This window comes from Nitrospira sp. Nam74, from assembly GCF_965152615.1.
In genome coordinates this window covers 3,214,137-3,228,798 of the sequence record NZ_OZ224220.1, presented here as the reverse complement: position 1 = coordinate 3,228,798, position 14,662 = coordinate 3,214,137, and the positions used below count along the sequence as shown (strand labels likewise).

The window sequence follows — 14,662 nt, the reverse complement described above, 5'->3', positions numbered from 1 at the left end:
CTACGCAGAAGACAATCAGGAGGTTGCTCCACTGTGTAAGCCTGGCTGAAATGTTCTTGTCTCAGAGGTCCTGAAATCACTCCATCGCCTAGCCATGTTGGCTCCACTCTACGACTCCTGTTGTTTTGGGGCGTTGTGTTCCTGCTTATTCAGCAGGGTGAGCGTCTTTTTCTTTTAGGGAACGTCGTCTTGCGGGATCCTCCATCGGCCGGTTTGCTTGCAAAGACGTTGGTGATTGGACTGCTGGCAGATGCCGTGACGACTTTCTGGGCATTAGCGCTGGCGTTCGTTCTGGCCGTGCTATTTAGTCTTCCATTCGCCCTATTCAAACGAAATGGGAAGGGACGATTCGCCTTTCGATATGACCGGGGGCTCGTGTTCGCGTTTATCCTCATGGCGCTGAGTCTCTTCGTCGTATCAACGGCAGATATTGGGTATTACCGATACAATCATCAACACCTTGACTTTGTCTTTTTTGAATATGTCGATGAACTGTTACATTCCGTTCAAGAAGAGGCGCCGTCCCAAGCCGGCCAGCAGACGACCGCCGAACTCGACGATGCTCGGCAATGGATGTTCTATGTCGGGGGATTTGTAGTGTTGGAAATGCTCCTCATCTTGATTTGGAGCGGGGGATTCTGGCGGTGTCATGCGCGTCGTGTTCCACAGTGGGAAGGACGATCTCCATATATCACGACGTTGGTACTCGCAATCATGCTTGGAGGAAGCGCCTATGGGATCGGTCCTCTTGGACCGTCTTTCGCCCATGTTCTCCAGATTGAAAGTGAACCCTACCGCAGTCTTTCACAAAATCCCATTCTCTTTGCCCGGCAACCGGTTCGAGATGTCTTCCTCTCCCAATGGGGTTGGACTCCGGCCATGCTTCCCGTCGCTATGGACTTAAACCAGGCGGTTCAGATCACCCAAGCGTACATGGGAGGAACATCGTTTCCCGTCGACCAATATCCTCTGGTGAAAGAACACCATCGATATAACGGGGTTGCATTTAACCGGCCCGCTAATATCGTCTTGATCTTTGTCGAAGGCTTGGACAGAAGATATGTGGGGCAAGAGATTCATGTGAGCCATGCGGAGCCTGATCGACCGGATCTGTCCCCGACGGTTCGCCTCACCCCCTTTCTCGATCGCTTCAAAGAGGACAGTGTCTACTTTGAGCATTTCTTTAGCAATGGCGTGCAGACGACACGAGGCCTTTATGCGACGTTGTGCTCGGCCTTTCCACGCCAAGGGACGGCTGTGATCAAAACACGGAACGGCCAGGACTATCTCTGTTTACCTTCCCTTCTGCGTCAGGCTGGGTTTCAAACCGAAATGGTGGTGAGCTTGGACAGTGACCTGCCCGGGCTTCGGCCATTCTTGGAACGCAACGGGATGGAGCGTTTTTACAGCGAACGGGATTTTCCTCCCAACGCCCGGCGGCTTGGGGTCGGCTTGACCGATGGCGCGTTGTTTGATTTTCTCCGCGGGCGGATCGAGAGCCTGCAGGCCGGCAAGGCCCCGTTCTTCCTTGCTACGATGACCTCTGGCACCCATCATCCTTTTACCGTTCCATTACAACATGCCGACGTTCGCGCCCTCCGGGAAGAGCGGGACCCATATCTGGCCGCACTTCGCTATTTTGACCTGGAGTTCGAACGATTCTTTACCGGTCTTCAACAACAAGGCCTGCTCAACAACACAATGATCCTGGTACTCGGCGACCACGGTCGACACGAACCGATCGGAAGTACCGATATAGAACGGCAGGCCGGCCACTTTCTCGCGCCCCTGTTTATTTGGCTTGATCCTTCACTTCGCAGGGATGATATCTACCGCCCTCATACAGTGGATCGAATCGCCAGCCAGGTCGATGTGGCCCCCACTATCCTTGCGATGAACGGGCTGACTCCTCGTCTCGCTCCATTCATGGGGCAGGACCTCAGTTGTCTTTTGATTACTCAATGTCTTTATGACAATCGTGCCTATGTTTCGAGCGTCTATGATGATCTCATTGGGATCGCCGATCCTTCGGGCCTGTGGCTATTCTCATTTCGCGACCAAATGATCAGTCGGGCCGATCTAGGATTACATCACCGCGATCACATATCACTCGATGAAAGCCAGGCGGCACTGCACTATCATGAGATGGTGGCGCTCTATCTCACGACCAATCTGCTCATCGAACACAATCAAATGTGGTCATGGACCAAACTCGGCAGCAACCTGTGAATGGGAGCCAACATCTAGGCGTGTTCTTGTGACCATGTCGAGGAGAGCGACACTTCCCTGGGTTGACCGGAGACCAATACACGCGGACTTCGTTTCTGTCATGATTCTCCTGGTGGTTGTACGCTGACGCACTCACGTGTGGAACTTGATGAATGGTTGTGCTATAGGTCCTGGCTCATGTGCTGCCCCCGCTTTCAAGTGTTCTTCATCGCGCTCATTCCAATACTGCTACAGGGTTGTAGTCTTGGGTTGATGCATGCCGCGGACAGTGGCGACTCGTCCGGCGTGTCATCGCTCCTCGATCAGGCAATAGATGCCAATACACAATTTCCGATTCTCGGTAGCAGTCCATTGATTCTCGCCTCGGCTAAAGGTCACTCGGAGGTTGTCCGTTTGCTCTTGGACCATGGTGCCCACATCAATGCGACGGATCATACAGGCTGGACGCCACTTCATGCGGCGATATACGGGGGACATGCCGAGGTCGTTCAATTGTTGCTGGAGCGGGGCGCACAGATGGACCAGCCAAATCATTGGTACCTTGCTAGTCCTATCACGCTCGCCGAGTCCTTGGCGCCAGATTCTGAGGACCGAAGGAAGGTCCTTACCTTGTTGCGATCTTTCACAGCCCAGTTCGCTGCCCGGCGTCCCAGGCATTAGACCTTGACTTTAAGCGAGTAGCTTCGGCGTCATCTTTGTTAATTCAGCCAAGCTAACTGGTACTTCCGGAGGAATGATCTGGAGTGATCCATGCCTGCAGGGCCATCCATAAACCTAGGGGGTGTTTCCTAAATTGTGGGGGAATGGATGGCGGCGGTGGTCTCGAAGGAGTCGGTGTGGGATGGCAAAGATTAAGGGATAGTAGGGCCGCCGGTAGTAGGGGTAATACCCATATGCCCAGCCTCAAGAGAAGGGGCACCCCCCTGTGGTGAGTGGGGGAGTTGCTTTGAGGCTCTCAACAGGCGTATGGCGTAAGGCGTTGAGGCTCCACGGGCCTTCATGTCACGCCGATTGAGTACCGCTGTCGTTACGATACCGTCTCATCTTGACTTGTCGGTTTATTCGCGGTATTCAGGGCGACGTATGCACTAAACGCAAACCAAAAAAACTCATACCATTTTGGCGCCACGAGGGTCTCGCCTGCCAAAAGCCCTCGCAGACCAAGGACTACCAGGACCGCAGGCAAAAGCATTTTGCCATCCAAGCGCCCATGCGTCAGGTCCACGACTGTTCGGTCAATGGTCGAGGCGATCCCTTCAATCGCTGTGCGCAAGTCAGCCGCTTCATTTGCTGAGCCATCATCCAATAGTTCAAGCCATTCGTCGATGTCAGTAGGTGTGAACGCCGCCAACCCAAAGGCGGCAGCTATGGCCGTGAGGAAGGCCGTGGAGCGTGTGATCGCTCGATCATGGTAGAGCACTACACTGCCTGTGTTTGGATTCGTCTCCACGTGATGGACGCCGTGAATTGACGCGAGCTTCTGCCGAAGATGAGGATGTCGATGCGGATGGGTCTTTAGTTCGGAAAATCTTAGACGAGTGCGCCCCGGCACTGTGTGGACAAGGCGAAGTCCCCGCATAGGCACGGCATTCATGCCTTCTGTCCTTCACGACGCCCGGTTGAGGCACGGCCGCCACTTTCTCGGCTCGCCTCTTCAGCACGCCCGGACGTGGGTGTTTCGGTGGCCCTGCTTGTCTCAAGTTGTGACTCCTGCTCCATTTCTGCACGGGCTTCAGCCACCATATCATTCAATTCTTCCCCTGCTTCCGCGATCAATTCTTTAGCAGAATCGTAGACCGTGATACCGTTTTTGACCAAGACTTTGGCCAGTGGTCGCAACGCAGAGCCCAGGGCGGGAATGACCGTGGGAGCCATGAGGATAGCGCCGACGGCAACAATGCTCGACGAGAACCAGGATTTGGGCAGGTCTTCAAAGAGACTCATCGCGGCCTCCCTGGATGATAAGCTAGGTGTTGTGTACTTATGTTGTGTGCTTATGATGAAGGCTGCGAAGGCAAAAGTCGAGACGGAACAAACATGTAAGCCTGCAACCGTCACGCCATCTCGATTCATCCTATTTGGAGGGTCCAGTGGTTGCAGTAGTATGATGAAGCTTTTCCCCATCTCACCATTTGAAAGAACACGAGTGCGACCAGCCGCAGAGTAGATCGCGGCACTCAACAATGCCGACGACGCCTTTACGACAATGTCTCTACAGTATGAAGTAGTGCACGCAATTCGGGGTCGTGTCCGATTGCGTGTACAGGGTATCGATGGCTCCATCAGAAACTGGATTATGTCAAATCGCTTCAAGCCAAAGGCCACACGGTGGCCGTAATTGGTGACGGCATCAATGATTCACCGGCCCTGGCACAGGCCGATGCCGGCATCGCCGTTCGGGGTGGAGCGGATGTGGCCAGAGAAACGGCTGGTATTACCTTACTAGAAGGCAATCTCTGCAAAATTCCGGAAGCGATCGACATTGCTCGTCAGGCGGTCCGATTGATCGAGCAGAATTGGCGGGTCATCGCCTATCCGAATTCCACGGCCATTGCCTTATCTGTGCTCGGGATCATCGGACCGGTTGGGGCAACACTCATCAGCAATGGCTCAGCCATCGCGGCGACGTTCAATGCGCTTCGTCCTCTGTTTCATCAAACCCTCCGGACATCATCACAAAGATCGGCATGGCGGACGGATATGGATTCTTTGCTCTCTGACTCTTTCAGTACGTCACATGTTCAATAAAGAGTGCCGGCTGTGTCGGTCATCGGACGACCTCGCCCAGCGTTGATCTGTGTCTCACAGTGATATGCACGCCAGTATGGCCCGTTGGGCGATTTGTTCACCAACCTGCAGCAGCGCCGAGAGCCGCCAACAAGTTCACCATGATGTCCTTAAATGTGATGTTCCAGTTTGTTTCGTCCAGCAGAGCTGATTCCCACGGTGTGACATTACCTCACAAAGGCATGGCGGCCGTAGCGGGGAGGGACACCTAAGTACGACCAGGACATCAGTGAAGTAGTCCTACAAGCGTCAGGGATCACCTGAACACTGCATCACGAGACAGACCTGTCTGTGTACTAATCCTAGAAGAGGAGATGAGTTTAACCGTTTTCAGTTCACTTGCCCCCGTATGGTAAGAACTGTGGTTCAAATTCAAATGTCACTGCAGTGGCTAGGCTCGAAAAGCCGGTAGAGATAGGCCCGTCTCTTATTCATCTCAACACTACCTAAAGTGGGCACTGACACTCATCGTGTTGACCCCGTCACGATTCTGACGCCGTCAACCGCCTTACTGTCATATTTCCAAAACCGTGTCGGCCGTAATTCGTAACTATACGGTTTCCTGCGCAGTTACCCCTCGTCGTTCTCTAAGTATAAGTGGCACACCCATTGCACAACTGCCATGCACAACCATCTTCAAAGGTGAATCATGGCCGAAGCAGTCGTCACAGCGGAAGAGGATAAAGCGCCCGCACGTGGCGCCGGCATCCCCATCAAACTTGTCATTCTCATCGTAGGCGGCACGTTGTTGCTGGGATTGGGCGGGACTATCGCTTTTATGAAGTTCGCAGGGCACAAAGAAGAGGTCCGTACCGATGCGTCTCAATCGCCTCAAGAGCCGGCCTCGGGCAAGCAGGAAGAGTCGGTGGCGAAAATCCAGAGCGCGAATACGCCTGGAGCGATTTACGATGTCGATCCCTTCATCGTCAATCTGGCCGATGTGCCGGAAGCGCGATATCTCAAGCTGACCGTGAAACTGGAACTGGATCGGGCCGACGTCTCAGCAGATTTGGGTGCCCGTGTGCCGCAACTGCGAGATACGATCTTGATTTTGCTGTCCAGCAAGGATGCCGCCAGTCTCCGAACCCCTCAGGGCAAATTTCAACTCCGTGACGAACTAACCCAGCGAGTGAACGCGCTCCTACCGAAAGGCGGTATCCGATCTGCGTACTTCACCGAATTTGTGGTGCAGTGATCACGAGCGGCCGGCGATCGGCGCTCAGCAATCAGCTCTGAGCTGAAAACTGACGCCTGAAAGTCGAAACTGAGGAACCGATGGCTGAAAATATTCTTTCACAAGAAGAAGTTGACGCACTCCTTCGTGGCGTGGTGTCCGGTGAAGTCGACACCGAACCGAAAGAGGAGGACACGGGCGGGACCAGGCCGTTCGACCTTGGATCGCAGGAGCGCATCATTCGTGGTCGCATGCCGACCTTCGACATGATCAACGATCGATTCAGCCGTCTCCAATCCGTCTCCTGGTCTGCCGCTCTTCGCAAGCAAGTTGAAGTCAGCATTGTGTCGACGCAGGTCATCAAGTTCGGCGATTTTCTGAAAAAGATTCCCATCCCATCTTCTTTAAGCGTCTTTCGCATCGACCCGCTTAGAGGGCATGGCTTGATCACGATGAACGCAGTGCTGGTGTACCTGCTCGTGGATCATTTCTTTGGCGGCAACTGTCAGACGCATGTGAAGCCTGAGGGGCGGGATTTCACTTCGATTCAGCAGCGCATCATCAAGACCATCGTGGACCAGGCGATGGTTGATTTGCAGAAGGCCTGGCAGGCCGTCATCCCGGTGAAGGTGCAGTATCTCCGTTCCGAAAGCAACCCGCAGTTCGCGATGATCGTATCGATTCCCGAAATCGTCATGACCGTCCTGTTGCGTGTGGATGTCGGCGAGTCGGGGCATGATTTGTTCATTGTCTACCCGTACGCCATGATCGAGCCGATCAAGGAAAAGCTCTATGCCGGATTTTTTGCCGATCATATGGATCAAGATTCCGGATGGGCCAATCGATTCCGGGACAGTCTTCAAGAGTGTCCGATCGATATGTCTGTCCAGCTGGGCACGACGACAATCCGGGTGAAAGATGTCTTGAACTTCCGGCCCGGTGACGTCTTGGTACTCGACCAGAGTCCCGGCGACGCGATGCTCGCGTCAGTCGAAGGTCTTCCAAAATTCCATGGGCACGCAGGTGTCCTCAAGGGCAATCGCGCCTATCGCATTACGAAGGTGCTGCCCACGAACTAGCTTTCGCACGAAGGAGAAGGCGTATGGCCAATGACGATGCAGCCCAGCCTCAGGTAGGGGAAGCCCCGACCGGAGTGGTGACCGATCCGAAGCCGGCCACCTTTCCACCACTGGAAACAAAGAATGGCGAGGGGTCAATCAAGAATCTCGATTTTATCTTAGACATTCCGATGCAGGTGTCAGTGCAACTCGGATCGACCAAGATGCTCATTCGTGATCTGCTGCAATTAGGACAAGGGTCCGTCGTCGAACTAGAGAAGCTGGCCGGCGAGCCGCTGGAAGTCCTGGTCAATCATCAACTGGTAGCTCGCGGGGAAGTCGTCGTGGTTAATGAGAAGTTCGGCATCCGCCTCACTGATGTGGTCAGCGCCGTCGAGCGGATCCAGCACCTGACATAGCACGATGATGAGCGAAGAACGACACGTAGCTGACGGCTTTTTCATTTCCTCATCACTCAGCATTCATCCCTGTCATGAGTGGGCACATGGACTTTTGGGATAGCGTCTTCCGCATGCTCTCTGCATTGGCCGTGGTGCTGGCGCTCATGATGATCGTCGTCGCCATCGCTCGCCGGATCATGGGCGCTCGTTTCTGCGCCCCCGCCGATGCGCCGTTCGTGCGAGTCCTCAGTACCGGCTATCTCGGTCCTCGAAAAACGATTTCTGTCGTTTCCGTCGCAGGCGAATTGCTGATCATCGGCGCGACAGCGACGGACCTCATCCCGCTAGGACGTGTCCGCCACTCGGAACGCCTTGGTCATCCCGTGCCTCCCTCCATCGCCTCCGGCGAATCGGTAAGTACAGCGGAGGCCGGAATATGGATGCCGTGATCCGGCCGCATGTCAGCATGATGGCGGCTGTCACGTTAGCCATACTGCTGGGCGTGGGAAGTAATGCGTGGGCGGAAGGCGCGTCGATCACGATCGACCTGGGAAACAGCGGCCGAGGGCAGACGGCGGTCGTCATCCAGATCCTCGCGCTGCTCACGGTGCTTTCGTTGGCACCGGCCTTGTTCATCATGGTGACTTCCTTCACCCGTATTGTGATCGTGCTGTCATTTCTCCGTCAGGCATTAGGGACGCAGCAAGTCCCTCCGAATCAGGTTCTTATCAGCTTGGCGTTGTTCTTGACGCTGTTCGTCATGGCTCCGGTCGGACAAACCGTGTACGCGGATGCAATCCAGCCCGTGCTCAATGAGCAGATCAGCTATGAGCAAGCGTGGGCAAAAGGCATCGTGCCGATCCGAGCGTTTATGCTCAAGCAAGTCAGGGAGAAAGACCTGGAACTGTTCGTGGATCTGGCGAAGATGGGGAAACCGTCGTCCCCAGCGGATCTTCCCATCCATGTGGTCATCCCCGCATTCATTTTGAGCGAGTTGCGAATCGCCTTCCAGATTGGATTCCTGATTTATATCCCCTTTCTAATCGTAGATATGGTGGTCGCCAGCATTTTGATGTCGATGGGCATGATGTTACTGCCTCCGGTGGTGATCTCGCTGCCGTTCAAACTGATTCTCTTCGTCTTGGCCGACGGATGGTATCTGGTCGTGGGATCGATGGTGAAGAGCTTTCATTAGCAGGATGTTGAAAAATGGCCGTCAGCCTCGTTCTCGTTCATACAACGCCTCAACTTACCGCTCCGGGAAAGGAGTCTGTCTCGACACGCCCCCGGGTAGGGAGGGTGAAATGCATACGCCTCGGCTCCGTACTTCCTGCGGCCTCGCTCACGACTGTTGTGAACGTTCTGCATAGTTTCTAACACGGGCGAAGAGGCGGGGAAGGGGCAAGACTTGAAGAGATGACTGATCGATGGGGAGGAATGAGATGAACACGGATGCAGTCATGGAAATCGGCCGGCGGGCTATTGAGACCATGCTGTTCGTCTCAGCGCCAATGCTGGCGCTCAGCTTGCTGATTGGGCTCGCGGTCAGCGCCTTCCAAGCCATGACCCAGATACATGAGGCCACCTTAAGCTTTGTGCCCAAGCTGATCGCAATCTTCGTCGCCACGCTCCTGTTCTTCCCCTGGATGATGGGAACTCTGGTGAGTTTCATGACCACTCTCTTGCTCAGTATTCCGGAATACGCGCGTTAACATGGCGGGATCCATGAGTCACACGCTCCAAATCGCCTTGCCCCACTTTCAGGTGTTTATGGTGATCCTCATTCGGGTCGGCGGCATCCTGGCGGCATGGCCGATTCTCGGCAGCCGGGTGATCCCACTGCACATCAAGACCGGCCTGGTGGTGACGCTCACCATGGTCTTGTTTCCCATCATTCATCTGCCGGCACTGCCGTCGGACCCGCTCCAACTGAGCGCCGGCATGACGAGCGAATTTCTTGTGGGCTTGGTCATCGGTCTCGCGGTTCGATTTGTCTTTGCCGGTATTGAACTGGCTGGAGACCTGATCGGAAGTCAAATGGGATTGAGCATGATTCAACTGTTCGATCCGATGAGTGCACATCAGGTGCCGCTGGTCAGCCAGTTTCAAACCGTCTTGGCCTCATTGATTTTTCTGGCGTTGAACGTCCAGGCCACCGTGGTACGCGTGATTGCCGACAGTTTTGATCTCATACCGCCCTTTGGTGCGCATTTGTCTACCGCTCTGGTAGAGGATGTGCTTCGCCTCTCGCAAGGCCTCTTTGTCATTGCGATGAAACTGGCCGCTCCTATTCTCGCCGTTGTCTTGTTAGTCAACGTGGGGCTTGCGATCATGGGTCGCAGCGTTCCGCAGCTCAATGTGTTTGTCACCAGTTTTCCCGTCACCATTGCAGCCGGATTCTTGGTGATGGGCGCCGCGCTACCGTATGGAGCCGGCTTGTTGGAATTCGAATACGGTCGCCTGTATGAGACCGTCTACGACCTGATGAGGCTCCTGCGCCATGGCTGAGCAAAACGAAAATCGCACAGAGCAGGCAAGTGCGCGGAGAAAAGCGGACGCGCGCCGCCAAGGGCAGGTCGCCCTGAGTCGGGACGTGCCAACGGCGGCCATGCTCTTTGGCGCGGTCGGATGTTTATATCTGCTGTCGGGAACCGCCGTAGCCAGGATCGTGAGCCTCATGCGGGAATGGTTCACGCGAGCAACCGATACGAAGGCGCTGATAGGGCTTCATATCGATGGGGTGCACGACATCATCGGTCGGTTTGGGTGGGAAACACTGGAATTGGTCCTGCCCTTCGCGCTGACTGTCGGTGTCGTGGGGACTGTCGCCTACCTAGTCCAGACCGGGGCACTCTGGAGCAGCGAAGGCCTGCGCATGGAGGGATCTCGCATTAACCCGGTTGCAGGACTCGGAAAACTCCTGTCGTTTCGATCCGCAGGAGAATTGTTCAAGGCGGTGATCAAGCTCAGCGTCATCGGAAGCGTGGTCGCCTTCGCCGTGCGGAACAATGTCTCGCTCCTTCCCGAGTTGGTGCATCAAGAACTGCCGGTGATGCTCCAGGTCATGGGCCTGCTGGCGTTTCGGCTCACCATGATCATCGCGTTTACCATTGGCCTGATCGCACTGGCCGACTATGGGTATCAGCGATTCGAATGGGAACGAAGTCTCAGAATGTCCCGGCAAGAGCTCAAGCAGGAGCACCGCGATGCGGAAGGTGATCCGGTGCTGCGGTCGCGTGTGCGCAGCTTGCAAAAGGAAATGGCGCGAAATCGGATGATTGCGGACGTGCCGAAGGCCGATGTCGTGATCACGAATCCGACCCACTTGGCTGTCGCTCTCCGCTATGACCAGCATCGCATGGCGGCGCCCATCGTGGTCGCCAAGGGAGCGGGGTTCATTGCCGAACGGATTAAGGAAGTGGCGGCCGAGCATGGCGTCATGATCGTTGAAAATAAGATCGTGGCGCGCACGCTGTATCAGTTAGTCGACATCGGCCGGGCGGTCCCCGAAGAACTGTACCGTGCTGTGGCGGAAATCCTGGCATTGGTCTTTCGTGCCCGTGGCACACGCTGATCTAGCGACGTAACGGAAGGACTTCATAGTGGCTCAGCGCCAGAGATCTGAAGAGACCGTGCCGGGTCGGGAAGGCCTATCGGGCATGCAGATAAATGTGTTCCGACAGCCGGATATTCTCATGTCGTTGGGAGTCGTCGGCGTCTTGATGATCATGCTGCTGCCGTTACCACGATTCGCGCTGGATATACTCCTTGCCTTCAACATCACGCTTGCGATCGTCGTTCTGCTGGTCGGCATGCAGGTGCGCAAGCCGCTCGAGTTTTCGGTGTTTCCGTCCGTGCTCTTGATGGTCACACTGTTTCGCCTGTCACTCAACATTGCGTCGACCCGCCTGATCCTGCTCCATGGCAATGAAGGACCGGCGGCCGCGGGCGAGGTCATCCGGGCATTCGGGAACTTCGTCGTTGGCGGAAGTTACACCGTCGGGCTCGTCATCTTCGTTATTTTGGTCGTCATTAACTTTGTCGTGGTGACCAAAGGCGCGGGCCGCATTGCGGAGGTCGCCGCGCGATTTACCCTGGATGCGATGCCGGGTAAGCAAATGAGCATCGATGCGGACCTGAATGCCGGGCTCATCAATGAAACGGACGCCCGACGGCGTCGGAAAGAGGTCTCGGAAGAAGCCGATTTTTACGGGGCCATGGATGGCGCCAGCAAGTTCGTGCGAGGCGATGCGGTCGCCGCGGTCATCATCATTCTGGTGAATATTATTGGGGGCCTGACGATCGGGATTTTGCAACAGGGCATGAGTCTCGCGGCCGCAGCCCAGAATTACACCCTACTCACGGTGGGAGAAGGTTTGGTTGCCCAAGTGCCTGCGCTGATCATCTCGACCGCGGCCGGTATCGTGGTGACCCGGGCGGCATCGGACGGGAACTTAGGACACGAGATCGCGAGTCAGGTGTTTTTCTCCCCCAAGGTGCTGGGTACGGCCTCTGCCATCCTGCTCGGCTTAGGTGTGGTTCCTGGCCTTCCTCATGTCGCGTTTCTGTTGCTGGGCGGCCTGTCCGGCTGGTTGGCGTATGAGCTCAACCAGCAGGCGTTGCAGCCAACGGTTGAGAGTCAGCAGGCGGCTGTAGCCAAGCCCATCGAGCCGACGCCCTCGGTCGCCCCGTTGGATCTGATGGAGGTGCAAGTGGGATATGGGCTGATCGGCCTCGTCGATGGAGACCGTGGCGGCGCACTCTTGGATCGCATCAAGGGGCTCCGGCGTCAGATTGCGGCAGACATGGGGTTCGTCGTCCCGCCCATTCATATCCGTGACAACCTGCAACTGAGGCCGAACGACTATGCGGTTGTGCTGAAGGGGGTCGAATTGGTTCGGGGAGAGATACTGCCCGGCCACGTGTTGGCGATCGATCCGGGAACCGCACGGAAAGGTACCGTGCAGGGCATTCCGACAAAAGAACCGGCGTTCGGATTGCCGGCGCTGTGGATCCCAGAAGCGGGCCGGGAGCAGGCCCAAATCGGGGGCTATACCGTCGTTGATGGAAGTTCGGCCATTGCCACGCATCTGTCTGAAATTATCAAACGGCATGCGTATGAATTATTGGGCCGCCAAGAAGTGCAGGTCCTTCTTGAAGAACTCGGGAAGGCCCATCCGAAATTGGTAGAGGAATTGGTTCCGGCTCTTCTGCCTTTGGGGGCGATCGTGCGGATTCTTTCCAACCTCCTCCGAGAAGGGGTGCCGATTCGCGATCTCAGAACTATTTTAGAAGCGGTGGCCGACCATGCCACAGTCAGTAAGGATCCCGATAGCCTTACCGAAGCGGCCCGCCAAGCCCTCGCCCGCACCATCACCAAACAATATCTTTCACCGGACGGCATCCTCCCCGTGATCAGCTTGGACCCTCGATTGGACCGTGCCTTGGTGGAACAGGTGACGGCGAGCGGGCAAGGCAGCTATTGGGCGGTCGATCCGAATGTGTCTCATCGTTTGATCGGGGCATTGAAGCTGGCGGCTGAGCGTGTGGCGGCGCGCGGGCAGCAACCCATCATTCTGTGCTCGCCGGTGTTGCGGCGCCATATCCGGCGATTGACCGACCGCGTGCTTTCAACCGTTCCCGTGCTGGCGCCGCATGAAATTGATGGCATCGCCACGATTAAGTCGGCGGAAACCATTCGTATTGGGGACGAGGCGGCATAACGAGGCGACATGAAAATCAAAACCTATCAAGCCGCAACGATGCAGGACGCATTGCAGGCGATTAAAGCCGAGCTAGGAGCCGACGCCGTCATCCTCTCCACCAAGCAACATCCGCAAGGCAAGACACGACTGGGATACAAACTCGTCGAAGTGACGGCTGCCATCGATATCGAGGCGCCGCGTGTCCATGTTCGTTCCAATCGCCATGTTTCACAGCAATCGCCCATCATGCCGGATCGGACGTGGCACGATGAGCCCAAGACCGGCGTCACGATGCCATTTGGTGACTTCTTGCGCGCCTCTTTGAGCGGCGGCCCTCACGCAGTGCCGCCCCGGCAAGGCACTCAGCTCTCCGGTACAGAGATCAATCGGCGCGATCCGGATTGGCAATCCTTGCACGAGGAACTAAAACGGGTCCAAGCAAGACTCGACGCTCGTGAGAGCGGGCCGAGTGAGCACAGGCCATGTCCACCCGAATGCATGCCGTATTATGAGGGTTTGATTGAGCGCGGTCTTGAGGCGAAGACCGTACAGGCGCTTCTCCATGACGTGCGCCTCGGGCTCCCCGCTGGGCCCTCCGCATATCATATTCACCAGGCATTGCAGACTGCGATTGCCGGTCAGGTCAAGACAAGCGGCCCCTTGATGAACAAGGAGGATCGCAAAAAGACCGTCATTCTGATTGGCCCTACGGGCGTCGGCAAAACCACCTCGATTGCGAAGTTGGCGGCCTACTATCGCCAGCAGGAACGGCGGTCTGTTGCGCTGGTCACGCTCGATACCTATCGCATCGCTGCCGTGGATCAACTTCGGATGTACGCGGACTTGATCGGCGTGACGTTGGATGTCGCGCTGACGCGGGGCGATGCCCTGCGGTGCATCGCGAGGCGGAATGATGCGGATCTCATCTTGGTCGACACGGCTGGACGAAGTCCCGGGGACGGTGTCGGGATGACGGAGGTGCGCGATATTCTTTCGCTGGACCATCCGGTGGACGTGCATCTTGTGCTCTCGGCGACTACACGGGAGCGGGACCTCAAGCAGTATACGACCCACTATCGGGGGATTCCGTTCAACCGGTTACTGTTTACGAAATTAGATGAGACGACCGGTATCGGTGGGGCCTTTGATCTGATGAGAATGACGGGCGTGCCGCTCTCGTATTTCACCGTAGGACAGCGCGTGCCGGAAGATCTCGAACTCGTCCGCCCCGAGCGATTCGCCGACCTCTTGCTCGGGGGATCAAGACGTATGCTGGAAACATCGACCCGAACGGAATGATGCCATAGA

The 14,662-nt window shown here is 56.0% G+C and carries 15 protein-coding genes; 13 read left to right on the top strand and 2 right to left on the bottom strand.

The window, feature by feature from the left end; translation table 11 throughout:
- Positions 1-135: 135 nt before the first annotated feature.
- Both ACWHYZ_RS15045 and ACWHYZ_RS15040 read left to right on the top strand, forming a co-directional pair.
- The gene (locus tag ACWHYZ_RS15045; RefSeq protein ID WP_447983494.1) at positions 136-2,229 is read left to right on the top strand and encodes an LTA synthase family protein; all 2,094 of its coding nucleotides are present in this window, start codon (positions 136-138) and stop codon (positions 2,227-2,229) included.
- 177 nt (positions 2,230-2,406) lie between these two features.
- Entirely contained in the window at positions 2,407-2,889 is a 483-nt protein-coding gene (locus tag ACWHYZ_RS15040; protein ID WP_447983493.1) for an ankyrin repeat domain-containing protein, read from the top strand.
- Between the two features lie 367 nt (positions 2,890-3,256).
- On the opposite strand, the gene ACWHYZ_RS15035 is transcribed toward ACWHYZ_RS15040, so the two are convergent.
- Together ACWHYZ_RS15035 and ACWHYZ_RS15030 are read right to left on the bottom strand one after the other, a co-directional pair.
- Positions 3,257-3,823 (bottom strand): HMA2 domain-containing protein, encoded by a 567-nt coding sequence (locus ACWHYZ_RS15035; RefSeq protein ID WP_447983492.1) that lies wholly within the window; start codon positions 3,821-3,823, stop codon positions 3,257-3,259.
- Positions 3,820-4,173 (bottom strand): DUF5132 domain-containing protein, encoded by a 354-nt coding sequence (locus tag ACWHYZ_RS15030; protein ID WP_447983491.1) that lies wholly within the window; start codon positions 4,171-4,173, stop codon positions 3,820-3,822. Before ACWHYZ_RS15030 ends, ACWHYZ_RS15035 begins: the two co-directional genes overlap by 4 nt.
- Before the next feature lie 309 nt (positions 4,174-4,482).
- On the opposite strand from ACWHYZ_RS15030, the gene ACWHYZ_RS15025 reads away from it, so the two are divergent.
- From ACWHYZ_RS15025 to flhF, 11 genes are all read left to right on the top strand, one after another.
- Positions 4,483-4,977, top strand: a complete 495-nt coding sequence (locus ACWHYZ_RS15025) for an HAD-IC family P-type ATPase (protein ID WP_447987593.1) — start codon at positions 4,483-4,485, stop codon at positions 4,975-4,977.
- Between the two features lie 688 nt (positions 4,978-5,665).
- Positions 5,666-6,211 (top strand): flagellar basal body-associated FliL family protein, encoded by a 546-nt coding sequence (locus tag ACWHYZ_RS15020; RefSeq protein WP_447983490.1) that lies wholly within the window; start codon positions 5,666-5,668, stop codon positions 6,209-6,211.
- 80 nt (positions 6,212-6,291) lie between these two features.
- Entirely contained in the window at positions 6,292-7,269 is a 978-nt protein-coding gene (fliM, locus tag ACWHYZ_RS15015) for a flagellar motor switch protein FliM (RefSeq protein WP_447983489.1), read from the top strand.
- Positions 7,270-7,292: 23 nt separating this feature from the next.
- The gene (gene fliN, locus ACWHYZ_RS15010; protein WP_447983488.1) at positions 7,293-7,667 is read left to right on the top strand and encodes a flagellar motor switch protein FliN; all 375 of its coding nucleotides are present in this window, start codon (positions 7,293-7,295) and stop codon (positions 7,665-7,667) included.
- 86 nt (positions 7,668-7,753) lie between these two features.
- Positions 7,754-8,098, top strand: a complete 345-nt coding sequence (locus ACWHYZ_RS15005) for a FliO/MopB family protein (RefSeq protein WP_447983487.1) — start codon at positions 7,754-7,756, stop codon at positions 8,096-8,098.
- A complete protein-coding gene (gene fliP / locus ACWHYZ_RS15000; protein WP_447983486.1) occupies positions 8,086-8,844 on the top strand; it encodes a flagellar type III secretion system pore protein FliP in 759 nt (252 codons plus the stop codon). Before ACWHYZ_RS15005 ends, fliP begins: the two co-directional genes overlap by 13 nt.
- Before the next feature lie 247 nt (positions 8,845-9,091).
- Positions 9,092-9,361, top strand: a complete 270-nt coding sequence (gene fliQ / locus ACWHYZ_RS14995; RefSeq protein ID WP_447983485.1) for a flagellar biosynthesis protein FliQ — start codon at positions 9,092-9,094, stop codon at positions 9,359-9,361.
- Between the two features lie 13 nt (positions 9,362-9,374).
- Positions 9,375-10,157: a flagellar biosynthetic protein FliR gene (gene fliR / locus ACWHYZ_RS14990; protein WP_447983484.1), complete on the top strand. Its 783-nt coding sequence runs from the start codon at positions 9,375-9,377 to the stop codon at positions 10,155-10,157.
- Positions 10,150-11,223 carry an EscU/YscU/HrcU family type III secretion system export apparatus switch protein gene (locus ACWHYZ_RS14985; RefSeq protein WP_447983483.1) on the top strand — a complete coding sequence of 358 codons (1,074 nt, stop codon included), beginning with the start codon at positions 10,150-10,152 and terminating at the stop codon, positions 11,221-11,223. Before fliR ends, ACWHYZ_RS14985 begins: the two co-directional genes overlap by 8 nt.
- 85 nt (positions 11,224-11,308) lie before the next feature.
- Complete coding sequence (flhA, locus tag ACWHYZ_RS14980) at positions 11,309-13,372, top strand: flagellar biosynthesis protein FlhA (protein ID WP_447987592.1); 2,064 nt, start codon at positions 11,309-11,311, stop codon at positions 13,370-13,372.
- Positions 13,373-13,381: 9 nt separating this feature from the next.
- Positions 13,382-14,653 (top strand): flagellar biosynthesis protein FlhF, encoded by a 1,272-nt coding sequence (flhF, locus tag ACWHYZ_RS14975; protein WP_447983482.1) that lies wholly within the window; start codon positions 13,382-13,384, stop codon positions 14,651-14,653.
- Positions 14,654-14,662 lie beyond the last annotated feature (9 nt).

Bases quoted from the DNA above. Each gene is read 5' to 3' on its own strand.
- ACWHYZ_RS15040 (WP_447983493.1), top strand. From the start codon at position 2,407: ATGTGCTGCCCCCGCTTTCAAGTGTTCTTCATCGCGCTCATTCCAATA.
- ACWHYZ_RS15035 (WP_447983492.1), bottom strand. From the start codon at position 3,823: ATGAATGCCGTGCCTATGCGGGGACTTCGCCTTGTCCACACAGTGCCG.
- ACWHYZ_RS15030 (WP_447983491.1), bottom strand. From the start codon at position 4,173: ATGAGTCTCTTTGAAGACCTGCCCAAATCCTGGTTCTCGTCGAGCATT.
- ACWHYZ_RS15020 (WP_447983490.1), top strand. From the start codon at position 5,666: ATGGCCGAAGCAGTCGTCACAGCGGAAGAGGATAAAGCGCCCGCACGT.
- fliM (WP_447983489.1), top strand. From the start codon at position 6,292: ATGGCTGAAAATATTCTTTCACAAGAAGAAGTTGACGCACTCCTTCGT.
- fliN (WP_447983488.1), top strand. From the start codon at position 7,293: ATGGCCAATGACGATGCAGCCCAGCCTCAGGTAGGGGAAGCCCCGACC.
- ACWHYZ_RS15005 (WP_447983487.1), top strand. From the start codon at position 7,754: ATGGACTTTTGGGATAGCGTCTTCCGCATGCTCTCTGCATTGGCCGTG.
- fliP (WP_447983486.1), top strand. From the start codon at position 8,086: ATGGATGCCGTGATCCGGCCGCATGTCAGCATGATGGCGGCTGTCACG.
- fliQ (WP_447983485.1), top strand. From the start codon at position 9,092: ATGAACACGGATGCAGTCATGGAAATCGGCCGGCGGGCTATTGAGACC.
- fliR (WP_447983484.1), top strand. From the start codon at position 9,375: ATGAGTCACACGCTCCAAATCGCCTTGCCCCACTTTCAGGTGTTTATG.
- ACWHYZ_RS14985 (WP_447983483.1), top strand. From the start codon at position 10,150: ATGGCTGAGCAAAACGAAAATCGCACAGAGCAGGCAAGTGCGCGGAGA.
- flhA (WP_447987592.1), top strand. From the start codon at position 11,309: ATGCAGATAAATGTGTTCCGACAGCCGGATATTCTCATGTCGTTGGGA.
- flhF (WP_447983482.1), top strand. From the start codon at position 13,382: ATGAAAATCAAAACCTATCAAGCCGCAACGATGCAGGACGCATTGCAG.